20 protein-coding genes are annotated in these 23,083 nt (G+C 74.0%); 4 read left to right on the plus strand and 16 right to left on the minus strand.

Annotated elements, in window-relative coordinates:
• Positions 1-27 precede the first annotated feature (27 nt).
• From IEY99_RS25435 to IEY99_RS25450, 4 genes are all read right to left on the minus strand, one after another.
• The gene (locus IEY99_RS25435) at positions 28-516 is read right to left on the minus strand and encodes a DUF4396 domain-containing protein (protein ID WP_189206599.1); all 489 of its coding nucleotides are present in this window, start codon (positions 514-516) and stop codon (positions 28-30) included.
• Positions 517-589: 73 nt separating this feature from the next.
• Entirely contained in the window at positions 590-1,972 is a 1,383-nt protein-coding gene (gene chrA, locus IEY99_RS25440; protein ID WP_189206600.1) for a chromate efflux transporter, read from the minus strand.
• Between the two features lie 142 nt (positions 1,973-2,114).
• Positions 2,115-4,535, minus strand: a complete 2,421-nt coding sequence (locus IEY99_RS25445; protein ID WP_189206601.1) for a putative bifunctional diguanylate cyclase/phosphodiesterase — start codon at positions 4,533-4,535, stop codon at positions 2,115-2,117.
• A gap of 134 nt (positions 4,536-4,669) precedes the next feature.
• On the minus strand, positions 4,670-5,632 hold the full coding sequence (locus IEY99_RS25450) for a GlxA family transcriptional regulator (RefSeq protein ID WP_189206602.1): 963 nt from the start codon (positions 5,630-5,632) through the stop codon (positions 4,670-4,672).
• Positions 5,633-5,683: 51 nt separating this feature from the next.
• Between IEY99_RS25450 and IEY99_RS25455 the strand changes: the two genes are divergently transcribed.
• Positions 5,684-6,079 (plus strand): cupin domain-containing protein, encoded by a 396-nt coding sequence (locus IEY99_RS25455; protein WP_189206603.1) that lies wholly within the window; start codon positions 5,684-5,686, stop codon positions 6,077-6,079.
• A 56-nt stretch (positions 6,080-6,135) separates the two neighbouring features.
• Here the strand turns inward: IEY99_RS25455 and IEY99_RS25460 are convergent, their stop codons facing one another.
• The 3 genes from IEY99_RS25460 to IEY99_RS25470 form a co-directional block, all read right to left on the minus strand.
• Complete coding sequence (locus tag IEY99_RS25460; RefSeq protein ID WP_229799235.1) at positions 6,136-7,671, minus strand: FAD-dependent oxidoreductase; 1,536 nt, start codon at positions 7,669-7,671, stop codon at positions 6,136-6,138.
• A 101-nt stretch (positions 7,672-7,772) separates the two neighbouring features.
• Positions 7,773-8,993: a sensor histidine kinase gene (locus IEY99_RS25465; protein ID WP_229799236.1), complete on the minus strand. Its 1,221-nt coding sequence runs from the start codon at positions 8,991-8,993 to the stop codon at positions 7,773-7,775.
• A gap of 89 nt (positions 8,994-9,082) precedes the next feature.
• Positions 9,083-9,688, minus strand: a complete 606-nt coding sequence (locus tag IEY99_RS25470; protein WP_189206604.1) for a pyridoxamine 5'-phosphate oxidase family protein — start codon at positions 9,686-9,688, stop codon at positions 9,083-9,085.
• Positions 9,689-9,809: 121 nt separating this feature from the next.
• Here IEY99_RS25470 and IEY99_RS25475 point away from each other — a divergent pair, with 121 nt between their 5' ends.
• A complete protein-coding gene (locus IEY99_RS25475; protein ID WP_229799237.1) occupies positions 9,810-11,795 on the plus strand; it encodes an acyltransferase family protein in 1,986 nt (661 codons plus the stop codon).
• An 8-nt stretch (positions 11,796-11,803) separates the two neighbouring features.
• Here the strand turns inward: IEY99_RS25475 and IEY99_RS25480 are convergent, their stop codons facing one another.
• Together IEY99_RS25480 and IEY99_RS25485 are read right to left on the minus strand one after the other, a co-directional pair.
• Positions 11,804-12,007 carry a hypothetical protein gene (locus IEY99_RS25480; protein WP_189206606.1) on the minus strand — a complete coding sequence of 68 codons (204 nt, stop codon included), beginning with the start codon at positions 12,005-12,007 and terminating at the stop codon, positions 11,804-11,806.
• Positions 12,008-12,091: 84 nt separating this feature from the next.
• Positions 12,092-12,535: a DUF4383 domain-containing protein gene (locus IEY99_RS25485; RefSeq protein WP_189206607.1), complete on the minus strand. Its 444-nt coding sequence runs from the start codon at positions 12,533-12,535 to the stop codon at positions 12,092-12,094.
• 137 nt (positions 12,536-12,672) lie between these two features.
• On the opposite strand from IEY99_RS25485, the gene IEY99_RS25490 reads away from it, so the two are divergent.
• Complete coding sequence (locus IEY99_RS25490) at positions 12,673-12,864, plus strand: hypothetical protein (protein WP_189206608.1); 192 nt, start codon at positions 12,673-12,675, stop codon at positions 12,862-12,864.
• Between the two features lie 25 nt (positions 12,865-12,889).
• Here IEY99_RS25490 and IEY99_RS25495 read toward each other — a convergent pair whose 3' ends face one another.
• Positions 12,890-13,888: a DNA polymerase domain-containing protein gene (locus tag IEY99_RS25495; protein ID WP_229799238.1), complete on the minus strand. Its 999-nt coding sequence runs from the start codon at positions 13,886-13,888 to the stop codon at positions 12,890-12,892.
• Between the two features lie 72 nt (positions 13,889-13,960).
• On the opposite strand from IEY99_RS25495, the gene IEY99_RS25500 reads away from it, so the two are divergent.
• Positions 13,961-17,209: an AfsR/SARP family transcriptional regulator gene (locus IEY99_RS25500; protein WP_189206609.1), complete on the plus strand. Its 3,249-nt coding sequence runs from the start codon at positions 13,961-13,963 to the stop codon at positions 17,207-17,209.
• Here the strand turns inward: IEY99_RS25500 and IEY99_RS25505 are convergent.
• The 6 genes from IEY99_RS25505 to IEY99_RS25530 all read right to left on the minus strand — a co-directional run bounded on the left by IEY99_RS25505 (position 17,206) and on the right by IEY99_RS25530 (position 22,999).
• On the minus strand, positions 17,206-17,718 hold the full coding sequence (locus IEY99_RS25505) for a MauE/DoxX family redox-associated membrane protein (protein WP_189206610.1): 513 nt from the start codon (positions 17,716-17,718) through the stop codon (positions 17,206-17,208). The genes IEY99_RS25500 and IEY99_RS25505 overlap by 4 nt on opposite strands.
• A 5-nt stretch (positions 17,719-17,723) precedes the next feature.
• Positions 17,724-18,188, minus strand: a complete 465-nt coding sequence (locus IEY99_RS25510) for a S26 family signal peptidase (RefSeq protein ID WP_189206611.1) — start codon at positions 18,186-18,188, stop codon at positions 17,724-17,726.
• Positions 18,185-20,026 carry an ABC transporter ATP-binding protein gene (locus IEY99_RS25515; RefSeq protein WP_229799239.1) on the minus strand — a complete coding sequence of 614 codons (1,842 nt, stop codon included), beginning with the start codon at positions 20,024-20,026 and terminating at the stop codon, positions 18,185-18,187. The genes IEY99_RS25510 and IEY99_RS25515 overlap by 4 nt, the downstream gene beginning before the upstream one ends.
• A 12-nt stretch (positions 20,027-20,038) precedes the next feature.
• Complete coding sequence (locus IEY99_RS25520) at positions 20,039-20,578, minus strand: TlpA family protein disulfide reductase (RefSeq protein WP_189206612.1); 540 nt, start codon at positions 20,576-20,578, stop codon at positions 20,039-20,041.
• Positions 20,579-20,688: 110 nt separating this feature from the next.
• On the minus strand, positions 20,689-20,892 hold the full coding sequence (locus IEY99_RS25525) for a hypothetical protein (RefSeq protein WP_189206613.1): 204 nt from the start codon (positions 20,890-20,892) through the stop codon (positions 20,689-20,691).
• A gap of 208 nt (positions 20,893-21,100) precedes the next feature.
• Positions 21,101-22,999 (minus strand): ricin-type beta-trefoil lectin domain protein, encoded by a 1,899-nt coding sequence (locus tag IEY99_RS25530; protein ID WP_189206614.1) that lies wholly within the window; start codon positions 22,997-22,999, stop codon positions 21,101-21,103.
• Positions 23,000-23,083: the final 84 nt, after the last annotated feature.

The raw sequence follows: 23,083 nt of genomic DNA on the forward strand, positions 1-23,083 counted from the left end.
CGCCCGCCCGCCGCGGGCTGTGCCCGGTCAGTGGTGGTACCGGTGCACCACCGCGTGGCCCTGGCCGTGCGAGATCAGCCACCGGTTGACCGGGACGGTGAGCACGAACGCCACGGCCAGCGCGAACGCCAGCGACGCCCAGAAGACCCCGCTGGTCAGGCCGGCCTCCATGGCGCCGGGCACGACCAGCATGACGGCGTTGTCCAGGATCTCCATGACCGTGATGGAGACGGTGTCGGCCGCCAGGGCGACCGTCAGCGCGGTGCGCACGTCCACGCCGGCGCGCAGCACGCCGCGCATGGTGAGGGCGTAGCCGAACACGAACGCCAGCGCGACCGCCAGGACGACCGTCGGCCAGGCCGGCCAGCCCAGCGCGGTGCCGATCACCATGCCGAGCACCTCGCCGATGGCGCAGCCGGTCAGGCAGTGCAGGGTCGCCTGCGCCGCCGTCCGCCACGACGTGCCCGCCTGCGCGGAGCCCACGTGGTGGCCGTGCTGGTGGATGGAGTGATTCATGACAGGCCTCCTTCGACGACTCGCCGAATATACCCCCAGGGGGTATCGGCGGGAAGGGGTGGCGGGAGGTCGTTCAGGTGCCGGGCAGCCCGGCGAGGCCGGCGGCGAGCCCGAGTGCGCCGCACACGCCCAGGACCCGCAGGACCGACCACTTGCGCCAGAAAATCAGAGCGACGGCCACGACCGTGATGGCGACGGACGCGGGCCGTACGGTGGCGGCATCGGGCACGGTGAGGTGGACGACGCCGGCGTCGACCTCGCGGGTGCGCTCGAACAGGGTGTGCACGGCGAAGTACAGCCCGAGGTTGGCGATGACGCCGACGACGGCGGCGGTGATGCCGGTCAGCGCGGCGGAGAGGGCGTGATTGCCGCGAAGCCTCTCGATGTAGGGGGCGCCGAGCAGGACGAACAGGAAGCAGGGCACGAAGGTCACCCACGTGGTCAGCAGCGACGCGGCGATGCCGGCCGTCCACGGGTCGAGCGGGCCGGGGGCGCGGTAGGCGCCGAGGAACGCGACGAACTGGACCACCATGATCAGCGGTCCGGGCGTGCTCTCCGCGAGCGCGAGGCCGCGGACCATGTCGCCGGCGGTGAGCCAGCCGTAGTGCTCGACGGCGCGCTGGGCGACGAAGGCGAGCACGGCATAGGCGCCGCCGAAGGTGACGACGGCGGTGCCGGAGAAGAACAGCCCTTGCTGGGTGAAGACGCTGTCGCGGCCGGTGAACAGCGCGAACCCGGCAACCGGCAGCAACCAGCAGACGAGACCCACGGAGAGGATCGTCGCGGTACGCCGTCCGGACGGCTGCTCGTGGTGAAGGATGTCGTCGGAGATGAGCGGTTCCGGCCGCTCCCCGGCGTCCTTCTGTTCCCCTCCCGCGGCGACGACCGGCGAGCCCCAGCGGTGCAGGGCCCAGCCGGCGAGCGCGGCTACCGCGATGACGACCGGGAACGGCGTGCCGAACACGGCGAGGGCGGCGAAGGCGGCGATCGCGAGGCCGAGCAGGACCCGGTTGGTCAGCGCGCGGTTGCCGACGCGCCACACCGCCTGGGCGACGATCGCGACCACGGCGGGGGCGAGGCCGGCGAACAGGGCGGCGACGACGGTCGTGTCGCCGTACGTCACGTAGATGCCGGAGAGCGCGAGCAGCGCGACCAGGCCCGGCAGGACGAACAGCGTGCCGGCGACCAGTCCGCCGCGCAGGCCGTTCAGCAGCCAGCCCACGTAGATCGCGAGCTGCTGTGCCTCGGGACCGGGCAGCAGCATGCAGTAGTTCAGCGCGTGCAGGAACCGGCGCTGGCCGATCCAGCGGCGCTCGTCGACCAGGTGGTGCTGCATGACGGCGATCTGTCCCGCGGGACCGCCGAAGGTCTGCAGCGAGATCGTGAACCAGGCGCGAACGGCCTGGCGAAACGGTACGACGTCCCGCCGGTCTCCGGTGGCGGCATCCGGTGTCATGCAAGATCCTTCCGGCGAACTGGGCTTTGTCAACGCGGAACCACCATGGCAGACGGTGAGTTCGCGCGCCGAGCCCGTCCCGGCGATCACGCCGATGTCGTCCTCCGGACCGCGGTCCCGCGGTAGGTGCCCAGGTGCCGTCTCAGGCGGCCGTGAGATGGGTGCCGTGCGTGTCGCCCGGCTCGGACGGCACGTCGGCGAGCAGCCGGTCGACGGCTTCCCGGGTCATCGGCCGGTGGAACAGGAAGCCCTGCGCCAGGTGGCAGTTCATGTGCTGCAACAGCGCCGCCTGCTGGGGCGTCTCGACGCCCTCGGCGATGGTGCTCAGCCGCAGCGTCTCGCTGAGGTGCAGGATGGCCCGGATGAACGCGTGATCCTGCGGGCCGGGGGCGCTGCCGCCGTCGGAGCGCACGAAGGACCGGTCGATCTTGAGGATGTCGACGGGCAGGTGCCGCAGGTAGGACAGGGACGCGTAGCCGGTGCCGAAGTCGTCGATGGCGATGCGGATGCCGTGCTCGCGCAGCCATTGCAGACAGGCGTGCACATCCGTCGCGGCGGAGCCGGTCACCGCGACCAACGCGGTCTCGGTGATCTCCAGGATCAGGGCGGTCGGCGGCAGTCCGCTGGCCGACAGCGCGTCGAGAACCGTCTGCGCGAACTGCGGGTCGGTGAGCTGGTGGCCCGAGACGTTGACCGACAGGCTCAGGCCGAACCGGCGATGCCACCCGGCGGCCTGCTCGGTGGCGTGGCGCAGCACCCACGCGCCGATCGGGACGATCAGCCCGCTGTCCTCGGCGGCCGGGATGAACTCGTCGGGCGCGACGTGCGTGCCGTCCGGCTTGGTCCAGCGCAGCAGCGCCTCCAGGGACCGCACCTCGCCGGTGCGCGAGTCGACCACCGGCTGGTAGTGCAGGCGGAACTCGCCGTCGGTGAGTGCCCGGCGCAGGTCGTCCACGAGCCGGGCGGTGTCCACCCGGTGGCTGCGCAGGTCGGCGTCGAAGGCGGCGATCCGGTTGCGGCCGTCGGCCTTGGCGGTGCGCAGCGCCGCCCCCGCGTCGCGGAGCGCCTCGGCGGCGGTCAGCGGCGTGTCCATCACGCGGTACCCGATGCTGGCGGTGACGAGCACCTCGCGGCCGTCGTGCGCGTACGGGATGCGGCCGGCCGCCATGACCTGTGCGGCGCGCAGCGCGGGGTCGGTGGCCGCCGGGTCCTCCAGCAGCAACGCGAACTCGTCGGCGCCGACCCGGGCCAGGCTGTCGGACTCGGTGAGCAGGCCCAGCAGCCGGGTCGACAGCTCGACCAGCACCCGGTCGCCGGCCTCGTGGCCGAGCGTGTCGTTGACGTCGGCGAAGCCGTCCAGGCCCACCAGCAGCAGCGCGGGCGCGCCGGTGACCGGGCGGCGGGCGAGGGACCGCTCCAGCCGCTCCAGCAGCAGCGCACGGTTGGGCAGGCCGGTGAGCGGGTCGTGCAGCGCGCGGTGGGTGAGTTGCCGCTGCAGCGTCTCCTGGTCGCGCAGGGCCCTCGTCAGCTCGGCGGCCTGCCGGTCCAGCAGGGTCGCCCGGCGCTGGGCGACCCGGGCCAGCATGCCGAGCCGCACGACGAGCAGGGCGGAGATGATCGCGCCCAGCAGGGTGGGCACGAGCGTGTCGTACCAGGCGGTGCTCGCGGCGTAGCGCTGGACGATGCGGACGCCGGTGACGACGGCGAGGGGGCACAGGAAGGCGATGCCGGCGAAGACCAGCAACCGGCCGGAGCGCACGCCGCGGGTGGCCCGGCGGACCCGGCCGAGCCCGGCGGCCGAGGGGTGCAGCGAGGCGGCGCCGAACAGCAGGGCCCAGGTGAGCCACAGGGCGTTGTCGAGGTTGCTCACCGAGATGTAGCCGTCCAGCGCGGCCCGCGCGAAGTAGACGACGTCGCCGGCCAGCAGCGCGACGAGCGAGGCGGTCAGCAGAGCGCTGACCGGGCGCCGGGAGCCCGTCGTGAAGATCAGCCGGGCCAGGCCGGTGAGGATCAGCAGATCGCACACCGCGTACGCCATCCAGGTGCCCACCATGGCCGAGTTCGCGCCGGGCTGGTGGAGGTACGGCTGCACCACCACGGTCCACCAGAGTGCCGCGACGCCCGCGGTGACCACTCCGGCGTCGACGAGCTCGGCCGCCGTCCAGGCCCAGGAGCGCCGCGGCACGACGACCGCCAGCCCGGCGATCAGCAGCCCGTACATCAGGAAGTAGACGCCGTCCACGATCGACAGGAAGACGCCCTGGCCGTAGACCTCGAAGCCGACCGCGAACATGGTGTTGGCCAGCGTCGACACGGCGAGCGCCGCGATCAGCAGCCACCATCCCGCCCCGCGCGCCGGCCGGTGCCGCCGGACGCCGACGACCGCCGCCACCACGCCGGACCCCATGACCAGGGCGAAGACCGCGATGCCGAGCATGCGCGGGCAGAGCAGGAAGGCCGCCAGGGCGACCATGCCCAGCACCAGGTACCGCGCCCACGCGCCCGCACCGATCGACCGCCGCCAGGATGCACCCGGGGTCGGCCGCGCCACAGACCATCCCATGCAGAACCGCCTTCGACGCGCTCCCGGGCCGAGCAGCCCATGGCCGTTCGCCCATCTAACGGTCGGCATGGTGCAGCTCTGGATCAGTACGGGTGCAAACAGGTAGCTGCCCTCAGCAGCCAGGGGTCCGGCTGCTACCGCGCGGCGAAGCGGCTGCGGTACTGGGACGGGGAGAGGCCGGTGTGGCGGCGCAGCAGCGCCCGGAGGTTGGTGGCGGTGCCGAGCCCGCAGCTGCGGGCGACGACGTCGAGCCGGGCCTCGCCGCGTTCGATCAGCCGGCAGGCCAGCGCGATCCGTTCGCCGGTGAGCCAGGCCAGCGGCGTGGTGCCGAGCTGGGCACGGAACCGGCGGTGCAGGGTGGCCGGGCTGACCGCGGCGTGCGCGGCGAGCTCCGGCACGGACAGCGGCCGGTCCAGCCTCGCCTGGGCCCAGGCCAGGAGCGGTGCGAGCGACTCGTCCGGCACGTCGGGGATGGGCCGCTCCACGAACTGCCGCTGTCCGCCGTCGCGGTGAGCGGCGAAGACCAGCCGCCGGCTCACGGCGTTGGCGATGTCGGCGCCGTGGTCGCGGCGCACGATGTGCAGGCCGAGATCGAGCGCCGCGGCGCTGCCCGCGGCGGTGAGGACGTCGCCGTCGTCGACGAAGAGCACGTCGGCCTCGAGGCGTACGGACGGGAAGCGGGTCCGGAACGCGTCCGCCCACTGCCAGTGCGCGGTGGCCCGGCGGCCGTCCAGGACGCCCGCCTCGGCGAGGGTGAAGGCGCCGCTGCAGAATCCGACCAGCCGCGCGCCCCGGCGGTGTGCCCGGCGTACCGCCTCGAGCAGGGCCGGGCGGCGGGGAGTCTCGACGTCGGGGCGGTTGGGCACGATCAGCGTGTCCGCCGAGTCGGCCAGGTCGAGGCCGCCGACCCCGGTGAGCGTGAAGAACCCGTCGCGCATCGGCGTGCGGGGCTCGGGGGAGCAGATGCGGAAGTCGTAGAGGTTGCGGCCGATCTCCGGGCGGCGCAGTCCGAAGATCTCCGTGGCGCAGCCGAGCTCGAACGGGTTCGAGTTGTCGTCGACGACCAGCACGACCCGGTGCGAGGATTCTTGCGCCATCCGCCATTTCTAGCACTCACGCCGCCGTACCGCCGCCGCGACGATGGTGGCATGCCTACCGAACCGATCGTCCTGGCCGCGGCGCTGGCCTCCTTCGACGCGCTGTGGAGTCCGCACGTCGTCACCCGGGTCAACGACTACGACGTCCGCGTCGCCAAGGTCCGCGGCGAGCATCTGTGGCACACGCACGAGGACACCGACGAATTCTTCCTGGTGCTGGAGGGAGAGCTGCACATCTCGCTGCGTGAGCCCGCCGGTGAGCGAACCGTGCGGCTGACCCGCGGCGCTGTCCTCACCGTGCCGCGGGGGACCGCGCACAAGCCGTACGCGCCGGTCGACACCGCGTTGCTGCTGTTCGAGCCGGTGGGCACCTCGTCGGTCGGCGACCGTCACGACGAGGTGCCCGACCATGTCGATGCGACCACGGGGCGGCCCCTGGGGCGGTGAGCCGGTAGCCGCCATGAGGCCGGCCCGGCCCGCACCACCACGGCGACCGCCACGTCCTAGGCGAGGTCCCGGGGCTCCAGGGGCTTGTTGGCCGGACCCTGGACGACCGCGCCGTCGATCCCGAACCGGGAGCCGTGGCACGGGCACTCCCAGGCGGTTTCGGCGTCGTTGAAGTGGACGATGCAGCCCAGGTGGGTGCACCGGGCCGACACGGCGTGAATCCGGCCGGTGTCGTCCCGGTAGGCGGCACACTGCCGTCCGCGTACCCGGACGACGGCGCCGGTGCCCGGCGCGATGTCCTCGACCGAGTCGACGCGGGACGGTCGTACCCGGTCGCCGACGAAGTGACCGGCCACCTTGGCCTGGAGTTTCAGCATCGAACCGGCCTCGCGCGCCGGGTGGAGCCGGCGCGGGTCGTAGAGGCCGGCCCACGGGGGCTCGGCCCCGGTGAGGCACGCGGCGAGCAGCTGTCCGGTCAGCACGCCGGTGCTCATACCCCAGCCGCCGAAGCCGGTGGCGACGTACACCCGGTCGGTGCCGGGATGGAAGCGTCCGATGAAGGGCACCTGGTCGGTGGTGGTGTTGTCCTGGGTCGCCCAGCGGTAGGCGATCTGCGCGCCAGGGAAGCGCTGCCCGGTCCACTCGGCGAGCTTCCGCCAGTGCCCGGTGACGTCCGACGTGCCGGGCGTGAAGTGCTCGCCGGTCACGATGAGCAGCCGCTGCCCGTCGCGGTACGGGGCGGTGCGCACCGACCGGGTGTTCTGCTCGGTGGTGAGGTACACGCCCCCGGGGTCGCGGTCGGCGGGGATCGCCGCGGCGACCACCAGCTCGCGTCGGGGTTCGAGGCGGGCGAACAGCAGCGCCCGGTCGAACACGGGGTAGTGGGTGGCGACGACCACCTGCCGGGCGGTGATGGTGTGCCCGCCCTCGGTGGTCACCGTGCAGGGGTCGCCCTCGTCCAGCCCGGTCGCCCGGGTCCGTTCGAAGATCCGCCCGCCGCGGCGCGTGAGGTCCTCGGCGAGGGCGAGCAGGTACTTGCGGGGATGGAACTGCGCCTGGTCCTCGACCCGGACGGCGCCGGCGACCGGGAACGGCAGGCCCGTCTCGGTGACGAAGGAGGCCGCCAGCCCGGCCTCGGCCGCGGCGTCGGCCTCGGCCCGGATCCGGTCGAGGCCGTCGGGCGACTCCGCGTACGTGAACGCGGGCACGCGCTCCAGGTCGCAGTCGATGCCTAGCCGCGCGGTCAGCTCGGCCACCCGCCGCACCGCCAGCCGCTGGGACTCGGCGTAGAGCCGCGCCGCGTCCGGGCCGGAGGACGTGCGTACCTTGTCGTAGATCAGCGTGTGGAGCACGGACAGCTTCGCCGTGGTGTATCCCGTGACACCCGCCGCGATCCGGTCCGCCTCCACCAGCGCCACGGTCCGCCCGGCCTCGGTGAGCTCCCACGCCGTGCACAGCCCGGCGATGCCGCCGCCGACGACGACCACGTCGACGTCGGCGAGGTCCGCGGTGAGCGCCGGATAGGCGGTGGCCGAGGTCGTGTCCATCCAGTACGACTCGTCGGTGCCTGGCAGCATGCGGGACTCGGCCACGGTGCGCTCCTCGCGTGGGGACTCGGAAGCCGGGCACGTACCCGCAGAACGGGACGGCAAACGGCGTTCTCTACCGGGCCGGACCGTCGTCCGGCTTCCGGTCACCGGGCGACGGGCAGGGTGAGCACGACCTCGAACCCGCCCGCCGGACGGGGACCGGCGGTGACGCTGCCGCCGTAGAGCGCCGCGCGTTCGCGCATGCCGGCCAGGCCCTGCCCGCCGCCCGCCGGCTCCGGTACGACGGACGCCGCTGTCCCGCCGTCGTCGACGATCCGGGCGTGGAACCGGTCGGCGTCGTACCGCAGGGTCACGGTGACCGAGGCGCCGCCGGCGTGCCTGAGCACATTGGTCAGGCTCTCCTGGATGACGCGGTAGGCGCACAGGTCCACACCGGGCGGCAGCCGTCGCGGGGTGCCGGCGACGACCACGTCGACCGTCACTCCGGCCCGGCGCACGCGGTCCACGAGTTCCTGGAGGCGCTCCAGCCGCAGTGCGGAACCCTGCGTGTCGTCGGCCCCGGGCTCCTCCGGGTCGACCCGCAGCACGGTCAGCAGGCGGCGCATCTCCCCGAGCGCCTCGCTGCTGCTGTCGAGGACCGTTCCCAGCGCGGCATGCGACGTCTCGGGATCGGAGCGCAGCACGTACCGGGCGAGGCCGGCCTGCACCGAGACCACCGACATGTGGTGCGCGACGACGTCGTGCAGCTCCCGGGCGATGCGGACCCGCTCCCTGACGACCGCCCGCCGCGCCCGTTCCTCGCGGTCGCGCCGCAGGAGCGTGGTGAGGCGCTCGAGCCGGCGGCCACGCTCGGCCAGGAGCCGGGCGCGGCTGCCGAACCAGCAGACCACCGAGGTCCAGACGACGCTCTGACCCAGGACCGTCGGGACGGCGTCCGCGTCGCCCACCAGGCCCGCGTACACCCAGATCATGCCGGTGAGCACGGCGGCGGCGAGGGTCACCCGGGGCGGCCGCAGCGCGGCGACGGTGTAGAGCGTGAGCAGCGCCCCGGCGCTGTTGACGACGGGCCAGTAACCCGCCGTCACGTAGACGCACCAGAGGACGCCGTGCCCGAGGAGGACGGCCATCGGCGCCCGACGGCGCGCCACCAGGGTCAGGCTCGCCAGGCAGGTCAGGGCGACGCCGGCCCCGTCCATCGGCCGCCAGTCGCCCGGATACTCCTGTCGCCCGAGCGCGAGGCTCACCGCCGCCGTGGCGGCGGCCAGCAGCACGTCGAGCAGCAGCGGATGCCGTTCGCCCAGCGCCCAGATCCGCGCCGGCGACAAGGGACGCCGCACCCTCGACGTGCCGGCACCGCCTCCCACGGGGGCACGGTATCGCGCCGCCGGCGGCGGGAAACCGGCCGCCGCCGGCGGCGTCGCGCCCGTCACTCCCGGTCCGGCAACCGGCGCAGCTACCTGCTTCCCGTCCGGCCGGCGGGTGCCGGAGGCAGCGACCGGGCCCGGCTCACCGGGTCCGGTATGAAGTATTCGCTCTTCTTCGGTTGTTCCGCCGTGGAGCTGCGCCCGCGCTGCCGGGGGACCTCCACGAGGCGCGGGATGTTCTTCGCACAGTGGATGTAGGCCTCCTGCACCCGGGCGACGACCCAGAGCCGGGCGCGTTGCCCGGGCGGTGTGCCGGCCTGGTCCCCGGGATCCGAGATGATCTCCGCCGTGCCGTTGACGTGCAGCCCGACGACCTCGCCGAAGTCGATGAAGAGGAGCCCGACCCGGGGGTTCTCGGTGATGTTGCCGAGGCTCGCCATGACGCCGTTGCCGCGGTACTCCGGCCAGCTGAGGTGCTCCTCGTCGAGCACCCGGACGAACCCGGGCGGCCCGGCCCGGAAGGTGTTGTCGCAGCTGCCGCTCGCGTCGGCTGTGGCCAGGAACATCATCGTCTGCCGTGCGATGAAGGACTGCATCCTGTCGTTGAGGTAGGGCAGGGTCTGTCGCGCGTGGAAGGCGTCGGCTTGCTGCCGAGTGCCGAGGGTGTCCTGCAGTTGTCGCTCGCCGCGGTTCATGAGGGGCCTCCTGCTGGCGGTTGCTTCCTCCCCCGTAGCGCCAGTGTCATACCGTAGCCATGTTGTTGCAGCGTGTTGCAATTTGCAGGTGTACGACCGGCCCGCCGGGGTAAGCCGGCGCGTGCCCGTGCCTTCTTCGCCGTTCTCCCTGGCCTATTCTCCGGCCCTCGACGGCGTCCGAGCCCTCGCCGTCGGCGCCGTCCTGCTCTTCCACGGCGGGGTGGCCGTGCTCGGCGGAGGCTTTCTCGGTGTCGACGCCTTCTTCGTGCTCTCCGGCTTCCTGATCACCTCGCTGCTGCTCGCCGAGTACCGGGGGTCCGGGCGCATCGACCTGCCGGCGTTCTGGGCCCGCCGGGCCCGCCGGTTGCTTCCGGCGCTGCTGCTGGTCCTGGGCACCGTGGTCGTCGTCGGCCGCGGGACGTCCGCGCCGGAGGAACTGCCGGCGCTGCGGCTGGACGCCCTGTCCGCCGTCGCCTACGTCGCCAACTGGCGGATGATGGACCGCGGCGGCGGCTACTTCGCGGAGACGGCGGCGCCGTCGCCCCTGCAGCACACCTGGTCGCTGGCCATCGAGGAGCAGTTCTATCTGCTCTGGCCGCTGCTCGTGGTCCTGGTGCTGGCGCTGGCCCGGCACCGGCGGCGGCGTGCCCTGCTGGCGGTGTGCGGCGCCGGCGCCGCCGGCTCCTGGATCGCCGCGGCGGTCCTGTCCGGCCCGGCCCACGCCGACCGCGCGTACTACGGGACCGACACCCGGGCGGCGGCGCTGCTGGGCGGGGCGGCTCTGGCCGTCGTGCTGACCCGCGGTACGGCGGGGCGCGACGCGTCACCGGCGCTCCGGCGGCTGCTCGGTGCGGCCGCCGCCGTGGGGGCCGCGGTCACCGCCGGCTTGTGGATCGGCGCCGACGGCGCCGACCGGTGGCTGTACCACGGCGGTTTCGTGGTGGCCGCGCTCGCCGTGATGGCCGTCCTGGCCCACGTCGTGGTGTCTCCCGGCGCGCCGATGGCGCGGCTGCTCGCGGTGGCGCCGCTGGTCTGGCTGGGGCGCATCTCGTACGGGGTCTATCTGTGGCACTGGCCGCTGTTCCAGTGGCTGAGCGCGGACCGTACCGGCCTGACGGGTCCGGGGCTGCTCGCGGTACGGGTCACGGCGACCCTGGCCGTGGCCGCCGCGTCGTACGTGCTGGTGGAGCGGCCACTGCGGCATGCCCGGTGGATCCGCCGCCCGGCGTTCACCCCCGGGCTGGCCGGCGCCACGACGGCGGCGACCGCGGTGGTCGCCGTGCTGGCGACCGTGCCGCCGCCGGTGCCACCCGCCGCCGCCATCGACCTGGACCAGGCCCTGACCGTGCCCAGCGCCGGCGCCGGTCCGCGCACACGCGACGCGGCCATGACGACACCGCCGCCGGCGCAGCGTCCGGGCCGTCGTCCCGGCAAGCCGCGGATCAGCATCTTCGGTGACTCCGTCGCCTGGTCGCTCGGCACCTACCTGCCCGAGCAGTCGAGGCTGGACATCGAGTCCCGGGGCGTGCAGGGCTGTGGCATCGCGCGGTTGCCGGAGATCCGCTACATCGGCTTCCCGCACACCAACTATCCGGGCTGCGAGACCTGGGACCGCCGCTGGCGCCGGAACGTCCGCCAGGACGACCCCGATGTGGCGGTGATCCTGCTGGACCGCTGGGAGCTGATGGACCGCAAGCTCGACGGGCGGTACCGCCACGTCGGGCAGCCGGACTACGACGCCTACCTGCGCGGCGAACTGGACCTGGCGATCCGCACCGTCACCTCGCGGGGCGCGGTGCCGGTGCTGCTCACCGCGCCGTACACCCGCCGGGCGGAACGGCCCGACGGAGGACTGTGGCCGGAGGACCAGCCGCAGCGGGTCGACGCCTGGAACGCCCTGTTGAAGGACGCCGCGCGACGCCATGGCGCCGCGGTCCTCGACCTCAACCGCCGGGTCTGCCCGGACGGCGAGTTCACCTGGCGCGCCGGCGGGGTGCGGGTCCGCGGCGACGGCCTGCACTTCACCCCCGACGGCGTACGCCGGCACATCGCCCCGTGGTTGCTGCCGCACCTCGCCCGCATCGCCGTCCGGGGGCCTCAGGGATGACGCCTCGGTCAGTCCGGGCGGTAGGCGTCGGTGTCACCCGACACGGCAGCGGCGTCGTAGCCCCCGTCCATGCCGGCCTCGCGCTGATCACCGGGGTCGTCCTCTCCGGTGGTCACCGACTCGCCCGGCGGGCGCAGGGAGGCGGCGTGGGCCGTCGTGCCGTCGGGTTCGTCGGTGGGATGCCGGTCGGCGCGTACTTCGGAGTCACTCATGACCGGCGACTTCCCCTCCGGCGACCGGGCAAACTCCGTCCTCGGTGCCGCCCCCGGAGTGGCCGGGGGCGGCACCGCGTCCGGTCAGACGGTGCGGCGCCGGGTGGTGAGCAGCCCCAGGCCGATCATGCCGATCCCCAGCAGGAAGTGCAGCCAGTCGTCGGCGGTGTTGACCGGGACGAAGTTGGCGGCGCTGTCGTGGTCGATGATCAACCCGTAGAGCCAGAGCACCAGGTAGATCGCGCCGCCGCCCAGGAGGTAGAGGCGCGCTCCCGGCGCGGTGCGGGCCATCGCCACGCCTGCGACGCCGAACAGCAGATGCACGATGTTGTGCAGCACGGACACCTCGAAGATGCCGAGCAGCGCGGCGTCGGACTCGTGCCCGGCGAAGGTCATGGTGTCGTAGCCGGTCGTGATGCCGGGAATGAAGCCGAGGACGCCGACGAGCAGGAAGACGACGCCGACGGCGAGGGCCGCGGTCTGGACGAGTGAGCGGCGGGACGCTGTGCGCGCCCGATCGGTAGTCATGATCACACCTCCGGTAAAGAGTGCCAGGGCAGGCGCGTACCCCGCTTTCCGGCATGTATGAGCATGGATCCTCGTCTTTGCACCCCCAGGGGTGATGCGGCAGGCGTGACCGCGGGGCAGATGGGTATAGCCCGATCATGAGCGACGTCAATCCTGAGCAGGTCACGACGCAGGACGGACCGGGACCGGCCGAGGCCGGCCGCGAGCGGGCGGACCGGTCGCACGCCGAGCAGGAGCATCCCGAGCAGGATGCCCACGGCGGCAGCATGGCGCCCGGCCTGGTGGACGACACCGGTCACCCGACCGGTGACTCGCCCCCGGCCGAGTAGCGCCGCCGCGCACGCGGTCCGGTCGTCAGACCAGCGGTGGCAGGCGCTGCGGCCGGTCGAGCACGTCCCGGAAGAGATCACCCCGCTGCTCGCAGCGGGCCAGGATGCTGCGCACGGTGAAACCGTCCGGGCGCAGTGCGGGATCGTCCAGCTCGGCCCAGTCGATCGGCGCGGACACCGGGGCGCCCGGCGCCGGCCGCGTGCTGTACGGGGCGACGAGGGTGCGGTTGATCGCGTTCTGCGTGTAGTCCAACCGAGCCAGCCCGCCCCGGTCGCTCTTCTGCCACTTCCAGCTCACGAGCTCCGGTACCACGGCGCCGATGGTCCGCGACAGCCGCTGCACCCAGTCCCGGGTCTGCGCGAAGTCCGGTCCGGCGGCGATCGGCACCCAGATCTGGATGCCGCGCCGCCCGGTCACCTTCGCGCGGGCGGTGACGCCGAGGTGTTCGAGCGCCGTGCGGTGCAGCCTGGCCAGGGTCAGGACGTCGTCCCAGGTCGTCGTGGTGCCGGGGTCGATGTCGATCAGAGCGTACGTCGGCTGGTGCGGCGTCTCGGTGCGTGACGTCCACGGATGCCATTCGAGCGCGCCGAAGTTCGCCGCCCAGACCAGTGCGGCCGGCTCGTCCACCACCAGGTACGTGCGGGTCTCGCCCGGATCGGCCTCGGGGTTGGTCCAGCGCGGCAGCCAGTCGGGCGCGTGGTCGGGCAGCTCCTTGTGCCAGAAGCCCTTGGTGTGCGCGCCGTTCGGATACCGGTGCAGATTGATCGCGCGCCCGGCCAGGTACGGCGTCAGAGCGGGCGCGATCCGGGCGGTGTAGTGCAGAAACTCCCGCTTGGTCACCGGCGGTTCCCCGGGGCGGCCGGGGAACAGCACCTTGTCCAGGTTGGTGACCCGGAGCCGGCGCCCGTGGACGGTCCAGGTGCCACCGGCGCCCAGCGTGCCGAGCTCGGCGAGCTCACCGGGCGCCGGGGCGACGGCCGGCGCGCGCCGGTGCGTCGTCGACGGTTCCGCGGGCGGCGACATCCCTGTCGCATACCCCGGCCCGGCAATGTTATGGGTGCGTCCGAGCAGCGGGGGACCGCTACTGTGTCGCGCGTGGAATTCGGGATCCTGGGTCCGCTCCGGGTGCTCGCGGACGGCGGTGAGGTGGCGGCCGGGCGGCGGCGCGAACGGTGCCTGCTCGGCGTCCTCCTGATGCACCCGGGGCAGGCCATCCCCGCGGAACGGCTCATCGAGCTGCTGTGGGAGGGGCAGGATCGCCCGGCGCAGGCGCAGCGAACCCTGCGGACCCACGTGGCGCGCCTTCGCGGTGTGTTCGGCCGGTTGCCGGTGCGGGAGCAACCACGGCTGCTCACCGCCGGGTCCGGGTACTCGTTGCAGGTGGCTCCCGAGGCGGTCGACGCCTATCGGTTCCGGGCGATGGTCGGCACGGCCCGCTCGGAGCCGTCCGTGGCGGGGCGCCGGAAGCTGCTGGCCGACGCCCTGGCGCTGTGGCGCGGGCCCGTGCTCGACGGCACGCTGTCGGTCGCGCTGCGCGAGCGCCTCTGTCGCGACCTCGAGGAGCTCCGGCTGACCGCCATCGAGGACCATGCCGCCGCCGAGCTCGACCTCGGCGGGCACCGGGAGCTCGTCGGCGAGCTGGCGACCCTGGTGGGCGAACACCCCGAGCGGGAACTGCTGCTGGCCCTGTACATGCGGGCACTGGACCGCTGTGGCCGTACCTCCGACGCACTGCGCGCCTTCGACGCGCGGCGCCGGTGGCTGGCGGATCACGAGGGCCTGGATCCCGGTCAGGAACTTCGCGCTGCCCATGCCGCGATCCTGCGCGGTGAGAACACGCCGCCGGAACCACCGCCGGCCGTGATCGCGGCGCCACCGGAGCCGCCGGCCGGCCCGGCGCAGCTTCCCGCCCAGCCGGCCTTCTTCGTCGGTCGTCGCGACGCCCTCGACCGGCTGGACGCGGCGGCGGCGCGGCATCCGCCCACGCCGGTCCTGATCACCGGCATGGGCGGCATCGGCAAGACGGCGCTCGCCCTCCGGTGGGCCCACCGGGCCCTCGCGGAGTACCCGGATGCGCAGCTCTACCACGACCTGCGAGGCCACGACTGGGACGCTCCGGTGCCCACGCTGCGCGTCGTCTCCGCCTTCCTGCGCGCGCTCGGGGTGGCACCCAGCCGGGTGCCGGGCACCTTGGACGAGGCATCCGCCTTGTACCGGACCATGACCGCGGGCCGCCGGGTGCTCGTGCTACTCGACAACGTCGCCGGCGCCGACCAGGTGCGTGCGCTGCTGCCGGGCGGATCGACCGCCATGACGCTCGTGACCAGCCGTCACCGCATGCCCGGCCTGGTGGCCCGGGACGGGGCGTCGCTGGTGGAGCTGGACGCACTGCCGTCGGACGAGGCCGTCGGGCTGCTCGCCGCCGTCGTGGGCGGCGACCGCGTCGGCCGCGAGCCGGTCACCGCGGCGGCCCTGGCCGCCGCCTGCGGACATCTGCCGCTCGCCTTGCGCATCGTCGGCGCGGAACTGGCCGCGCACCCCGGCATGACGTTGTCGCAGCAACTGGCGAACCTGCGGGCCGGGGGCCGGCTGTCGCGCCTGACGCCCGACGGTGACGTGCGGTCGGCGGTCCGGTCCCTCGTCGACCGGTCGCACCAGCGGCTGGCGCCGGCGACCGCGCGCATGTTCCGGCTGCTGGCCGCGGCGCCGCTGCTCGACTTCGACGCCGACACCGCGGCCGCGGTGGCCGGTGTCGGGCGGGCGGATGCCGTCCCCCTGCTCGGGCACCTCGTCGGAGCCCACATGCTCACCGAGGGCGGCGGCCGGTTCGCCTTCCACGACCTGGTGCGCGAGTACGGCCAGGAGCTCGCCGGCAGCGGCCCCGCGGGGGAGACGGCCGAGGCCACCGACCGGTTGTCCGCGTACCTGCGGGCACGGGTGGACGCCGCGGCGGCCATGATCGATCCGAACGCGTTGCGGTTGCCGCGCGACGAGGCGCTTTCCCCGGGGCGGACGCCGCCGTGGTCCGAGGTCGGCCAGGCCCGGGCGTGGCTGGACCGGGAGCTGGCCAACATCGTCGCGGTCATCACCCATGCCGCCGGGACGGCCCAGCCGACGGCCTGGTTGCTGGCGGACGGCCTCCGGCGTCACATGTTCCAGCAGGGCAACGCCATCGACGCTCTCGCCGTCGCCGGGCCGGCGCTGCGTGCCGCCGAGGCCGCCGGCGACGGCGCGGCGACCGCCGCCATGCTGCTCAGCACCGCTCAGGCCGAGGAGCACGCGGGGGAGTACCGGGAAGCGATGGACCTCGCCGTGCGGTCCGCGGACACCGCCCGTGAGGCCGGCTGGCGCCGGGGCGAGGCGGCGGCCCTGGCCAATCTCGGCGAGATCTCGATCGCGCTCGGCCGGCTCAAGGACACGGCCGGGTACTTCGAGGCGGCGCTGACGCTGTTCCGGGACGTCGGTGACGTCAACGGCGAGGCCAACTGCCGCAACGGCCTCGGCGGGACGGCGCTGCAGCTGGGCCGCCCGGACGAGGCGGCGGAGCACTACCGGGAGGCACTGCGGCTGTACCGCGAGGCGAGCTCGGCGGGCGGCGCGGCGGTCGCGCTGTCCAACCTGGGCGAGGTGGAACTCGACCGGGGGAGGGTGGCAGAGGCCGTCAGGTATCACGACGAGGCGCTGACGCTGTACCGCCTGAACGGTCGCGCCGACGGGACCGCCTTCTCGCTCGTCCGCCTGGCCGCGGCTCACCTCGAGGCGGGCCGGAGCGACGAGGCGTTGCGCTGCGCGGTGGAAGGCCTGGACGTGGTGGACCGTACGGATCTGCCGTACCGCAGAGTCTCGGCGTTGTCCGCACTGGGCGCCGTCGCCCGCGTCCGCGGCGACCTGCCGCTCGCCCTGCGCTACCACGAGGAGGCCGTCCACCTGGCTCGCGAGCTCGGGCTCCGGTACCTCGTCGCCGATGCCCTGGTCAGCCGCGGACAGGCCGGTCTGGATGCCGGACGCCCGGAGGAGGCTGCGGCCGCGGCGGACGAGGCGGTGCGGTTGGCGGACAACGAGGACTACCGGCTGCTCGCCAGTCAGGGCCGCACGCTGCGGGCCCAGGCCGCTCTTGCGGTCGGTGACCGTCGGACCGCCTGCGAGTACGCCGAGCAGGCGCTCGCCATCGCCACCGCCGGCGGGTTCCGGCTCGCCGGGGCCCTGGCGCTGGAGGTGCTCGGCCGGGCCGGTCCGCCCGAGCAGGCCGAGCGGTCTCTGACCGCGGCGTGGCACACGCTCAGCGAGCTCGGCAGCGCGGCCGCCGGCAGGGTACGGGCGGCACTCGACGCGGTCCACGCCTAGGGTGCCCGGAACACGGCGGCGATGTCGTCGAAGCGGATGACGACCAGGGCGAGGACGGCGGCGACGCCGGCCGCGAGCGCGATGCCGGCCGGGTGTGCCGCGGTGGTGTGCCCCACCGCCGCGGCGGCCGCGGCCAGCGTCGCGAGCACGAGGTTGCGTACCACGTGGTGCCAGCGCAGCGGTTCCGCGGCCGCGCCGAAGCACCGGCAGGCCGCCTGCACGCCGGTGCGCAGGGCACCCGCGACGCCGGCCGCCAGGAGCAGGGCCAAGGCGGCGGCCGCGACCAGACCGACGCGTGCGGTGCCCGGCGCGCAGAGCAACGCGACGGTTCCCGTCTCGGCGGCGACGACACCGAACGCGGCCGCCCGCGGCCGCTGCCGGGCGAGCGGGATGCCGCGCAGCGAACCGGCGAAGGCGGCGAACCGGGCCGGTCCGGCCTTGCCCGCGACGGCCGTAGCGAACACCAGCACCAGCAGCACCCGCACGCCGGTCGACAGATACAAATCCATGATCCTCACCGTCCGGGGCGCGCGGCCCGCAGCGACCAGCGCACCACTCCCACCAGCCGGTCGGCCGGCACGTAACCGATGAACCGGGAGTCGAAACTGCCCTCGGCCCGGTCGCCGAGCACGACGAGGCAGCCTTCGGGCACCGGGCCGCGCAGCGCCGCGAGCGCCGGCCCGAGGTGGGCGGGCACCGGGTCGCCGGGCACGGCCCCGATCCGCTTCACCATCAGGCGCCGCCGCGCCGGTCCGGGCGAGGTCCACCGCCCGTCGTCGCCGGGCCGCTCCACGATCACCACCTCGCCGCGGCGGACCTGACCGATCCCGGCGCGGCGCACCAGCACCCGGTCGCCGTCGTGCAGTGCGGGCGTCATGCTGTCGCCGTCCACCGTGACGAGCAGCAGGCGCCGGCGAGCCGCGAGCAGACCCACCGCGGCCAGCCCGAGCAGCCCGGCGGCGACCAGGAGGGCGCTCATCGACGCGGTCCCCGTGCGGGCAACGCCGGCTCGCCGTCGCGGTACGGGCCGGCCTGCAACCGGAAGAGCTCGGCGTAGCGGCCGCCGGCGGCGACCAGCTCGTCGTGGCGTCCCTGTTCGGCGATGCGGCCGTCGGCGAGCACCACGATGCGGTCCGCGTCGCGCAGCACACCGAGGCGGTGGGAGATCAGCAGGCTGGTCCGGCCCTGCCGGTGCGCCCGCAGGCCGACGTGGATCTCGTGCTCCGCGGCGGGATCGAGCCCGGCGCTCGGCTCGTCGAGGATCAGCAGGTCGCGCCCGTCGCGCAGCATCGCCCTGGCCAGCGCCAGGCGCTGCCACTGCCCGCCCGACAGCACCACCCCCGGGTCGGGGTCGCCGCCGTCGGATCCGTCGAAGAAGCTGCGGGTCAGCAGTGTGTCGTAGCCGCGGGGCAGCCCGGCGACGGTCCGGTCCACCCCGGCCCGCCGGGCGGCCCGCCGGATCCGCTGCGGATCGTCGAGCGCGTCGAGGTCGCCGAGGGCGATGTTCTCCCGCGCGCTCAGGTCGTAGCGCATGAAGTCCTGGAACACGGCGGACATCCGTTCCCGCAGCGCGGCGACGGGGATGTCCCGCACGTCGACGCCGTCCCACAGGATCCGGCCGCGGGTCGGTTCGTACAGGCGGCAGAGCAGCTTGACCAGCGTGCTCTTGCCCGCGCCGTTCTGGCCGACCAGCGCCACCGCGGCGCCCGCCGGGATGAACAGGTCGACGCCCCGCAGGATCCACGGGTGGTCGTCGGCATACCGGAACCACACGTCGTGCAGCTCGATGCCGTGCCGCAGCGCGGGTGGTGCCGCCGCGGCGGGCGGCTCGGGGCCGGGCTCGGCGTCCACGACGTCGAGATAGTGGCGGAACAGCAGCAGGTGCTGGCGGGTCGAGCCGAGGTCACGGACCGCGCCGGCCAGGCCGCCCTGCACGCCGGCCACCGCGGCGACGAACATCGAGACGTCGCCGACGGTGAGCCGGCCGGACCCGGCGGCCAGCACCGCCCAGACCAGGCCGCCGCCCGCGATGGCGGCCGCCAGCAGCGTCAGGCCGCCCTGGGTGAGCAGGTCCGCCCGGTCCATCCGGCGGTGCCGGGCGTCGGTGTCCGCCCGCAAGCGGCGCACCCTCGACCGCAGGAACCGGCCCGTGCCGAAGAGCCTGATCTCCTTGGCCGCCTGCACGTCCAGCAGCAGCTCACCGTAGAAGATCTCGCGTCGCACGACCGGGGTCATCCGCGCCATGGCGGTGGCCCGGTGGCCGGCGAGGGCCAGCTGCGCCCAGAGCGCGGGCAGCGCCGCCGCCGCGACGACCAGGGTCATCACCGGGCTGAGCACGGCGAGCGAGCCGACGAAGCCCCCGACGACCAGCATCGACCGGAGCAGGCCGACGGCGCCGTCGACGGTCGCGTCGGGCGCGCTGCCGGCCGCCTGCCGGGCCAGCCGCAGCCGGTCCAGGAAGGCCGGGTTCTCGAACGGCGCCAGCCCGGGCAAGCGCAGGACCGCGGCCAGCAGGCGATCCTGGGCGAGCGCGGACGCCGCCCGGCTCAGCCGCGCCCGCAGGTACTGCAGCAGCTCCGGCAGGATCAGCACCATCGCGCTCGCGATCGCGAGCAGGACGGCCGTGGTCCTCAGCGCCGGGCCGCCGCTGCCGCGGCTCACGCCGTCGAGCACCACCTTGGTCAGCCAGGCCACCGCGACCGGCACGGCGGCGGCCGCCACGCTGACCACCAGCGACAGCACCAGGCTGGCCGGGGCGGCCCGCCGGACCAGGGCGACGGCACGCAGGAGCGCGGCGCGTTTCCGGTGGTTCGCCAACCCTCGGCCCGCCTACCGGGTCGCGGCCGGGGCCGCGAAGACGCCGGCGGTCACGCCGCTGCTGCGTACCCGCTGCCGGTCGTCGAGCACGGCGAACGCGGGAAAGCTGCGCACCTGGAACGCGGTGGCCACGGGCCCGTCGGCCGGCTCGACCACCACGCGGCTGACCCCCGTGAGAGCCGCGACGTAGGCGTCGAATCCGTCCCCGGAGCCACTCAGGACCGCCAGCGCGGCGTCCCGGCCGCCGGGGATCCGGCTCACCCGGTCGACGAAGGCGGGCAGCAGCTCGGCGCACGGCCCACAGCCCGGCGCGAAGAAGCCGACGACCGTGCCGGCGGCGAGCGCGTCGTCGCTCACCGGCTCACCGTCGAGCGTCTGCGCCTGGAACGCGCCGACCCGCCGGCCCGCGCCGACGACCAGGTCGCCACCGGGCAGGCTCGGCCCGGACGATGCGTCCGGCAGCCGCTGCCGGCGGATCAGGCCCAGCGTCAGGACGAGGTTGAACACGCAGAGGACGGCGGTGGCGACGACCGCCGCAACGACATAGACCACGACAGGACTCCTCCGAGGATGGGCGGGCGACCGGGACCGGCCGGCCGGGTGGCACCCGGCCGGCCGGTGCGCGGCGCCGGACGACGTCCCGGGTCCGGGACGGTCCGCCTCTAGCAGCTGGCCGGCCACTCGCTGTACGAGTAGCTGATGTTGCAGTTCGGCTGGCGGTGCGCGTCGATCCGCCAGCCCCGGCCGTTGCTGCACCCGCTGGCGTGACACCACGAGGCCGGGCTGCACACCTCGGCCGAGGCGACGTCCGCCGGCAGCAGGCGCGCCAGCAGACCGTCGGCAAGCCGTCCCAGGGTCTTCTGCACTGGTATCTCCCCTTCGTCGCCGGTGCCGCCCCGCGATCGCGCCGGCGGCACCGTCCATTGCGTACGACGGAGACTCTCGCCCCGGGCTGTTGCCGCGCAGTTGACAAACGGTTGCCATGCCCGGCGTCCGGCGAAACAGAGAGCGCTCCGTACCCCATGGCGATCGCCGTGGGGTACGGAGCGCGTCAGCGAACCGGGTAGGACGCTCCTAGCCGGCCTTCGGAAGCTTCCACTGCTGGTGGGCGCCGCCGTTGCAGGAGTGGACGTACAGCTGGGTGCCCTCGTTCGTGCTGGGTACGTCCAGGCAGAACTTGGTCAGCGCGTTGTACAGCGTGCCGTCGGAGCTCTGGCTCCACTGCTGGGCGGGGGTGCCGTTGCAGGACCACAGGTAGACGAGCCGCTCCCCGGGACCGCCGAACGCCGGGCCCGCGGCGTCGACGCACTTGCCGACCACCCGCAGGGTGCCGTCGCCGGGAATCGTGACGTCCTGCGCCGAACCGCTGTTGCAGCCGTACAGTTGCACGGCGTTGCCGTCGTGGTTGCGGCCGAGGACCACGTCGAGGCACTTGCCGGACACCCCGATCACCTTGCCGAAGCGGGCGCCGGAGGCGGCCGGGAGCTTCCACTGCTGGTGCTCGCCGAGGTTGCAGGCGTGGACGTACAGCTGCGCGCCGTCGTTGCCGCTGGGTACGTCGAGGCAGCGGTCCGTCGCCGGGTGGTAGATGGTGCCGTTGGGGCGCTGCTGCCACCGCTGGGGACCGGTGCCGTTGCAGGACCACAGGTGGACGAGCTGGTCCCCGGGGGCGCCGGTCGCCGGTCCACCGGCGTCGACGCACTTGCCGAAGACTCGCAGGGTGCCGTCGCCGGGCGAGCTCACGTCCTGGGCGTCGTTGCCGTTGCAGGCGGTCAGCTGCACCGGCGTGCCGTCCTCGGTGCGGCTGTTGGCGATGTCGACGCACTTGCCGCCGAGGCCGGTGACCCGGCCGAAGCGGACGCCGTCGTTGAGGGCGTCCGGCAGGTCGGGCTTGACCGCGTACTGACCGAAGTGCAGGAACTCGGCGACGTCCGCGGGTGTGCCGGCGAGGGCCTTGCGGGCGGCCTGCGGCAGGTTGAGCTGTCCGGCCTTCTCGGCCCGGGCGAGGATGTCCTCGACGAGACGGCGCTCCTCGGCCGCCTTCCTGTCCAGGGCGATCTGGATGTCACGGTCCCTGGCCTGGTGGATGCCGGTGTCGATGAAGGCCTTCCAGTCGGCCGGCACGAGGCTGCCGGCGGCCTGGACGGCGGCGATCCGGACCTGGGTGCCGTCGGCCTGGTGGTGCCAGACCGTCACGACGAAGTCGCGATCGGGCAGGTCGAGCAGTTCCTTGGTGACCGGCAGGCCGATCCGGTTGGCGGCGAACTGCTTCGCGGCGCGGGCCAGCTCGGCGGCCTTCTGCTCCTGGGTCTTCTGCTCGTCCCGCCGGATGCGGTCGTCGGTGTCCTGCTTGGCGGCGGCGGCCAGGCCGGTGGCGATGAAGTCGCGCTGCTCCTGCTCGCTGCCGTCCCGGGCGGCCCGGGCGGCGGCCTTGACCCGGGGCCACTTCTCGCTCCGGTCGGCGCTCTCCCAGATCAGCCGGATGAAGTTCAGGTCCGTGGTGTTGAGCATCTCCGGGCCGGCGACGATGTCGATGGCCGCGGCGGCGGTGCTGCGGGCCAGATCGCTGCGCCGCTTCTCCTCGGCCTCCCGCAGCTCCCGCGCGGCATCGCGCTCGATCGCGACCAGCACGTCAGCCACGATGAACTGGTGACACGCGGCGTCCGAAGTGGTGTACGCCTGTTCCGCGGCGGTGCGGACCTCGAGGTGGTCGGAATCGTCCTTGATGTGCTTCCAGAGCGCGATGACGAAGTCGCGGTCGGCGCGTTCGATCAGGTCGGTACGGTCGCCGAGGCCGAACTTGACGGCGACGGCGAGTTTCTGCTCGTAGTCGGCGGCCTGGGCCGCCGACGCGGGCGCGGCGAGGGCCGGTGCGGCGACGGCGGCGGCCGGCGACGCCAGGGCGAGGCCCACCGCCGCGATGCCCGCGGTGAGGAGCCTGCGCATGGTGAACCCGTCGGAAATGCGGTGCATGTAGGAATTCCCCCGTGTGATGACCAGCTGCGTCCCTCGAAGTCGGACACCGGCCGGACGGCGCAAGTGGTACGAGTGCCGGAC

It is taken from the genome of Couchioplanes azureus, assembly GCF_014648355.1.
GTDB lineage: Bacteria > Actinomycetota > Actinomycetes > Mycobacteriales > Micromonosporaceae > Actinoplanes > Actinoplanes azureus.

What these genes read in the sequence shown, in the direction of transcription:
- IEY99_RS25510 (WP_189206611.1), bottom strand. Translation starts at nt 18,188, where the DNA reads ATGAGCGCCCTCCTGGTCGCCGCCGGGCTGCTCGGGCTGGCCGCGGTG.
- IEY99_RS25455 (WP_189206603.1), top strand. Translation starts at nt 5,684, where the DNA reads ATGCCTACCGAACCGATCGTCCTGGCCGCGGCGCTGGCCTCCTTCGAC.
- IEY99_RS25445 (WP_189206601.1), bottom strand. Translation starts at nt 4,535, where the DNA reads ATGGGATGGTCTGTGGCGCGGCCGACCCCGGGTGCATCCTGGCGGCGG.
- IEY99_RS25490 (WP_189206608.1), top strand. Translation starts at nt 12,673, where the DNA reads ATGAGCGACGTCAATCCTGAGCAGGTCACGACGCAGGACGGACCGGGA.
- IEY99_RS25470 (WP_189206604.1), bottom strand. Translation starts at nt 9,688, where the DNA reads ATGAACCGCGGCGAGCGACAACTGCAGGACACCCTCGGCACTCGGCAG.
- IEY99_RS25435 (WP_189206599.1), bottom strand. Translation starts at nt 516, where the DNA reads ATGAATCACTCCATCCACCAGCACGGCCACCACGTGGGCTCCGCGCAG.
- IEY99_RS25530 (WP_189206614.1), bottom strand. Translation starts at nt 22,999, where the DNA reads ATGCACCGCATTTCCGACGGGTTCACCATGCGCAGGCTCCTCACCGCG.
- IEY99_RS25495 (WP_229799238.1), bottom strand. Translation starts at nt 13,888, where the DNA reads ATGTCGCCGCCCGCGGAACCGTCGACGACGCACCGGCGCGCGCCGGCC.
- chrA (WP_189206600.1), bottom strand. Translation starts at nt 1,972, where the DNA reads ATGACACCGGATGCCGCCACCGGAGACCGGCGGGACGTCGTACCGTTT.
- IEY99_RS25480 (WP_189206606.1), bottom strand. Translation starts at nt 12,007, where the DNA reads ATGAGTGACTCCGAAGTACGCGCCGACCGGCATCCCACCGACGAACCC.
- IEY99_RS25485 (WP_189206607.1), bottom strand. Translation starts at nt 12,535, where the DNA reads ATGACTACCGATCGGGCGCGCACAGCGTCCCGCCGCTCACTCGTCCAG.
- IEY99_RS25450 (WP_189206602.1), bottom strand. Translation starts at nt 5,632, where the DNA reads ATGGCGCAAGAATCCTCGCACCGGGTCGTGCTGGTCGTCGACGACAAC.
- IEY99_RS25505 (WP_189206610.1), bottom strand. Translation starts at nt 17,718, where the DNA reads ATGGATTTGTATCTGTCGACCGGCGTGCGGGTGCTGCTGGTGCTGGTG.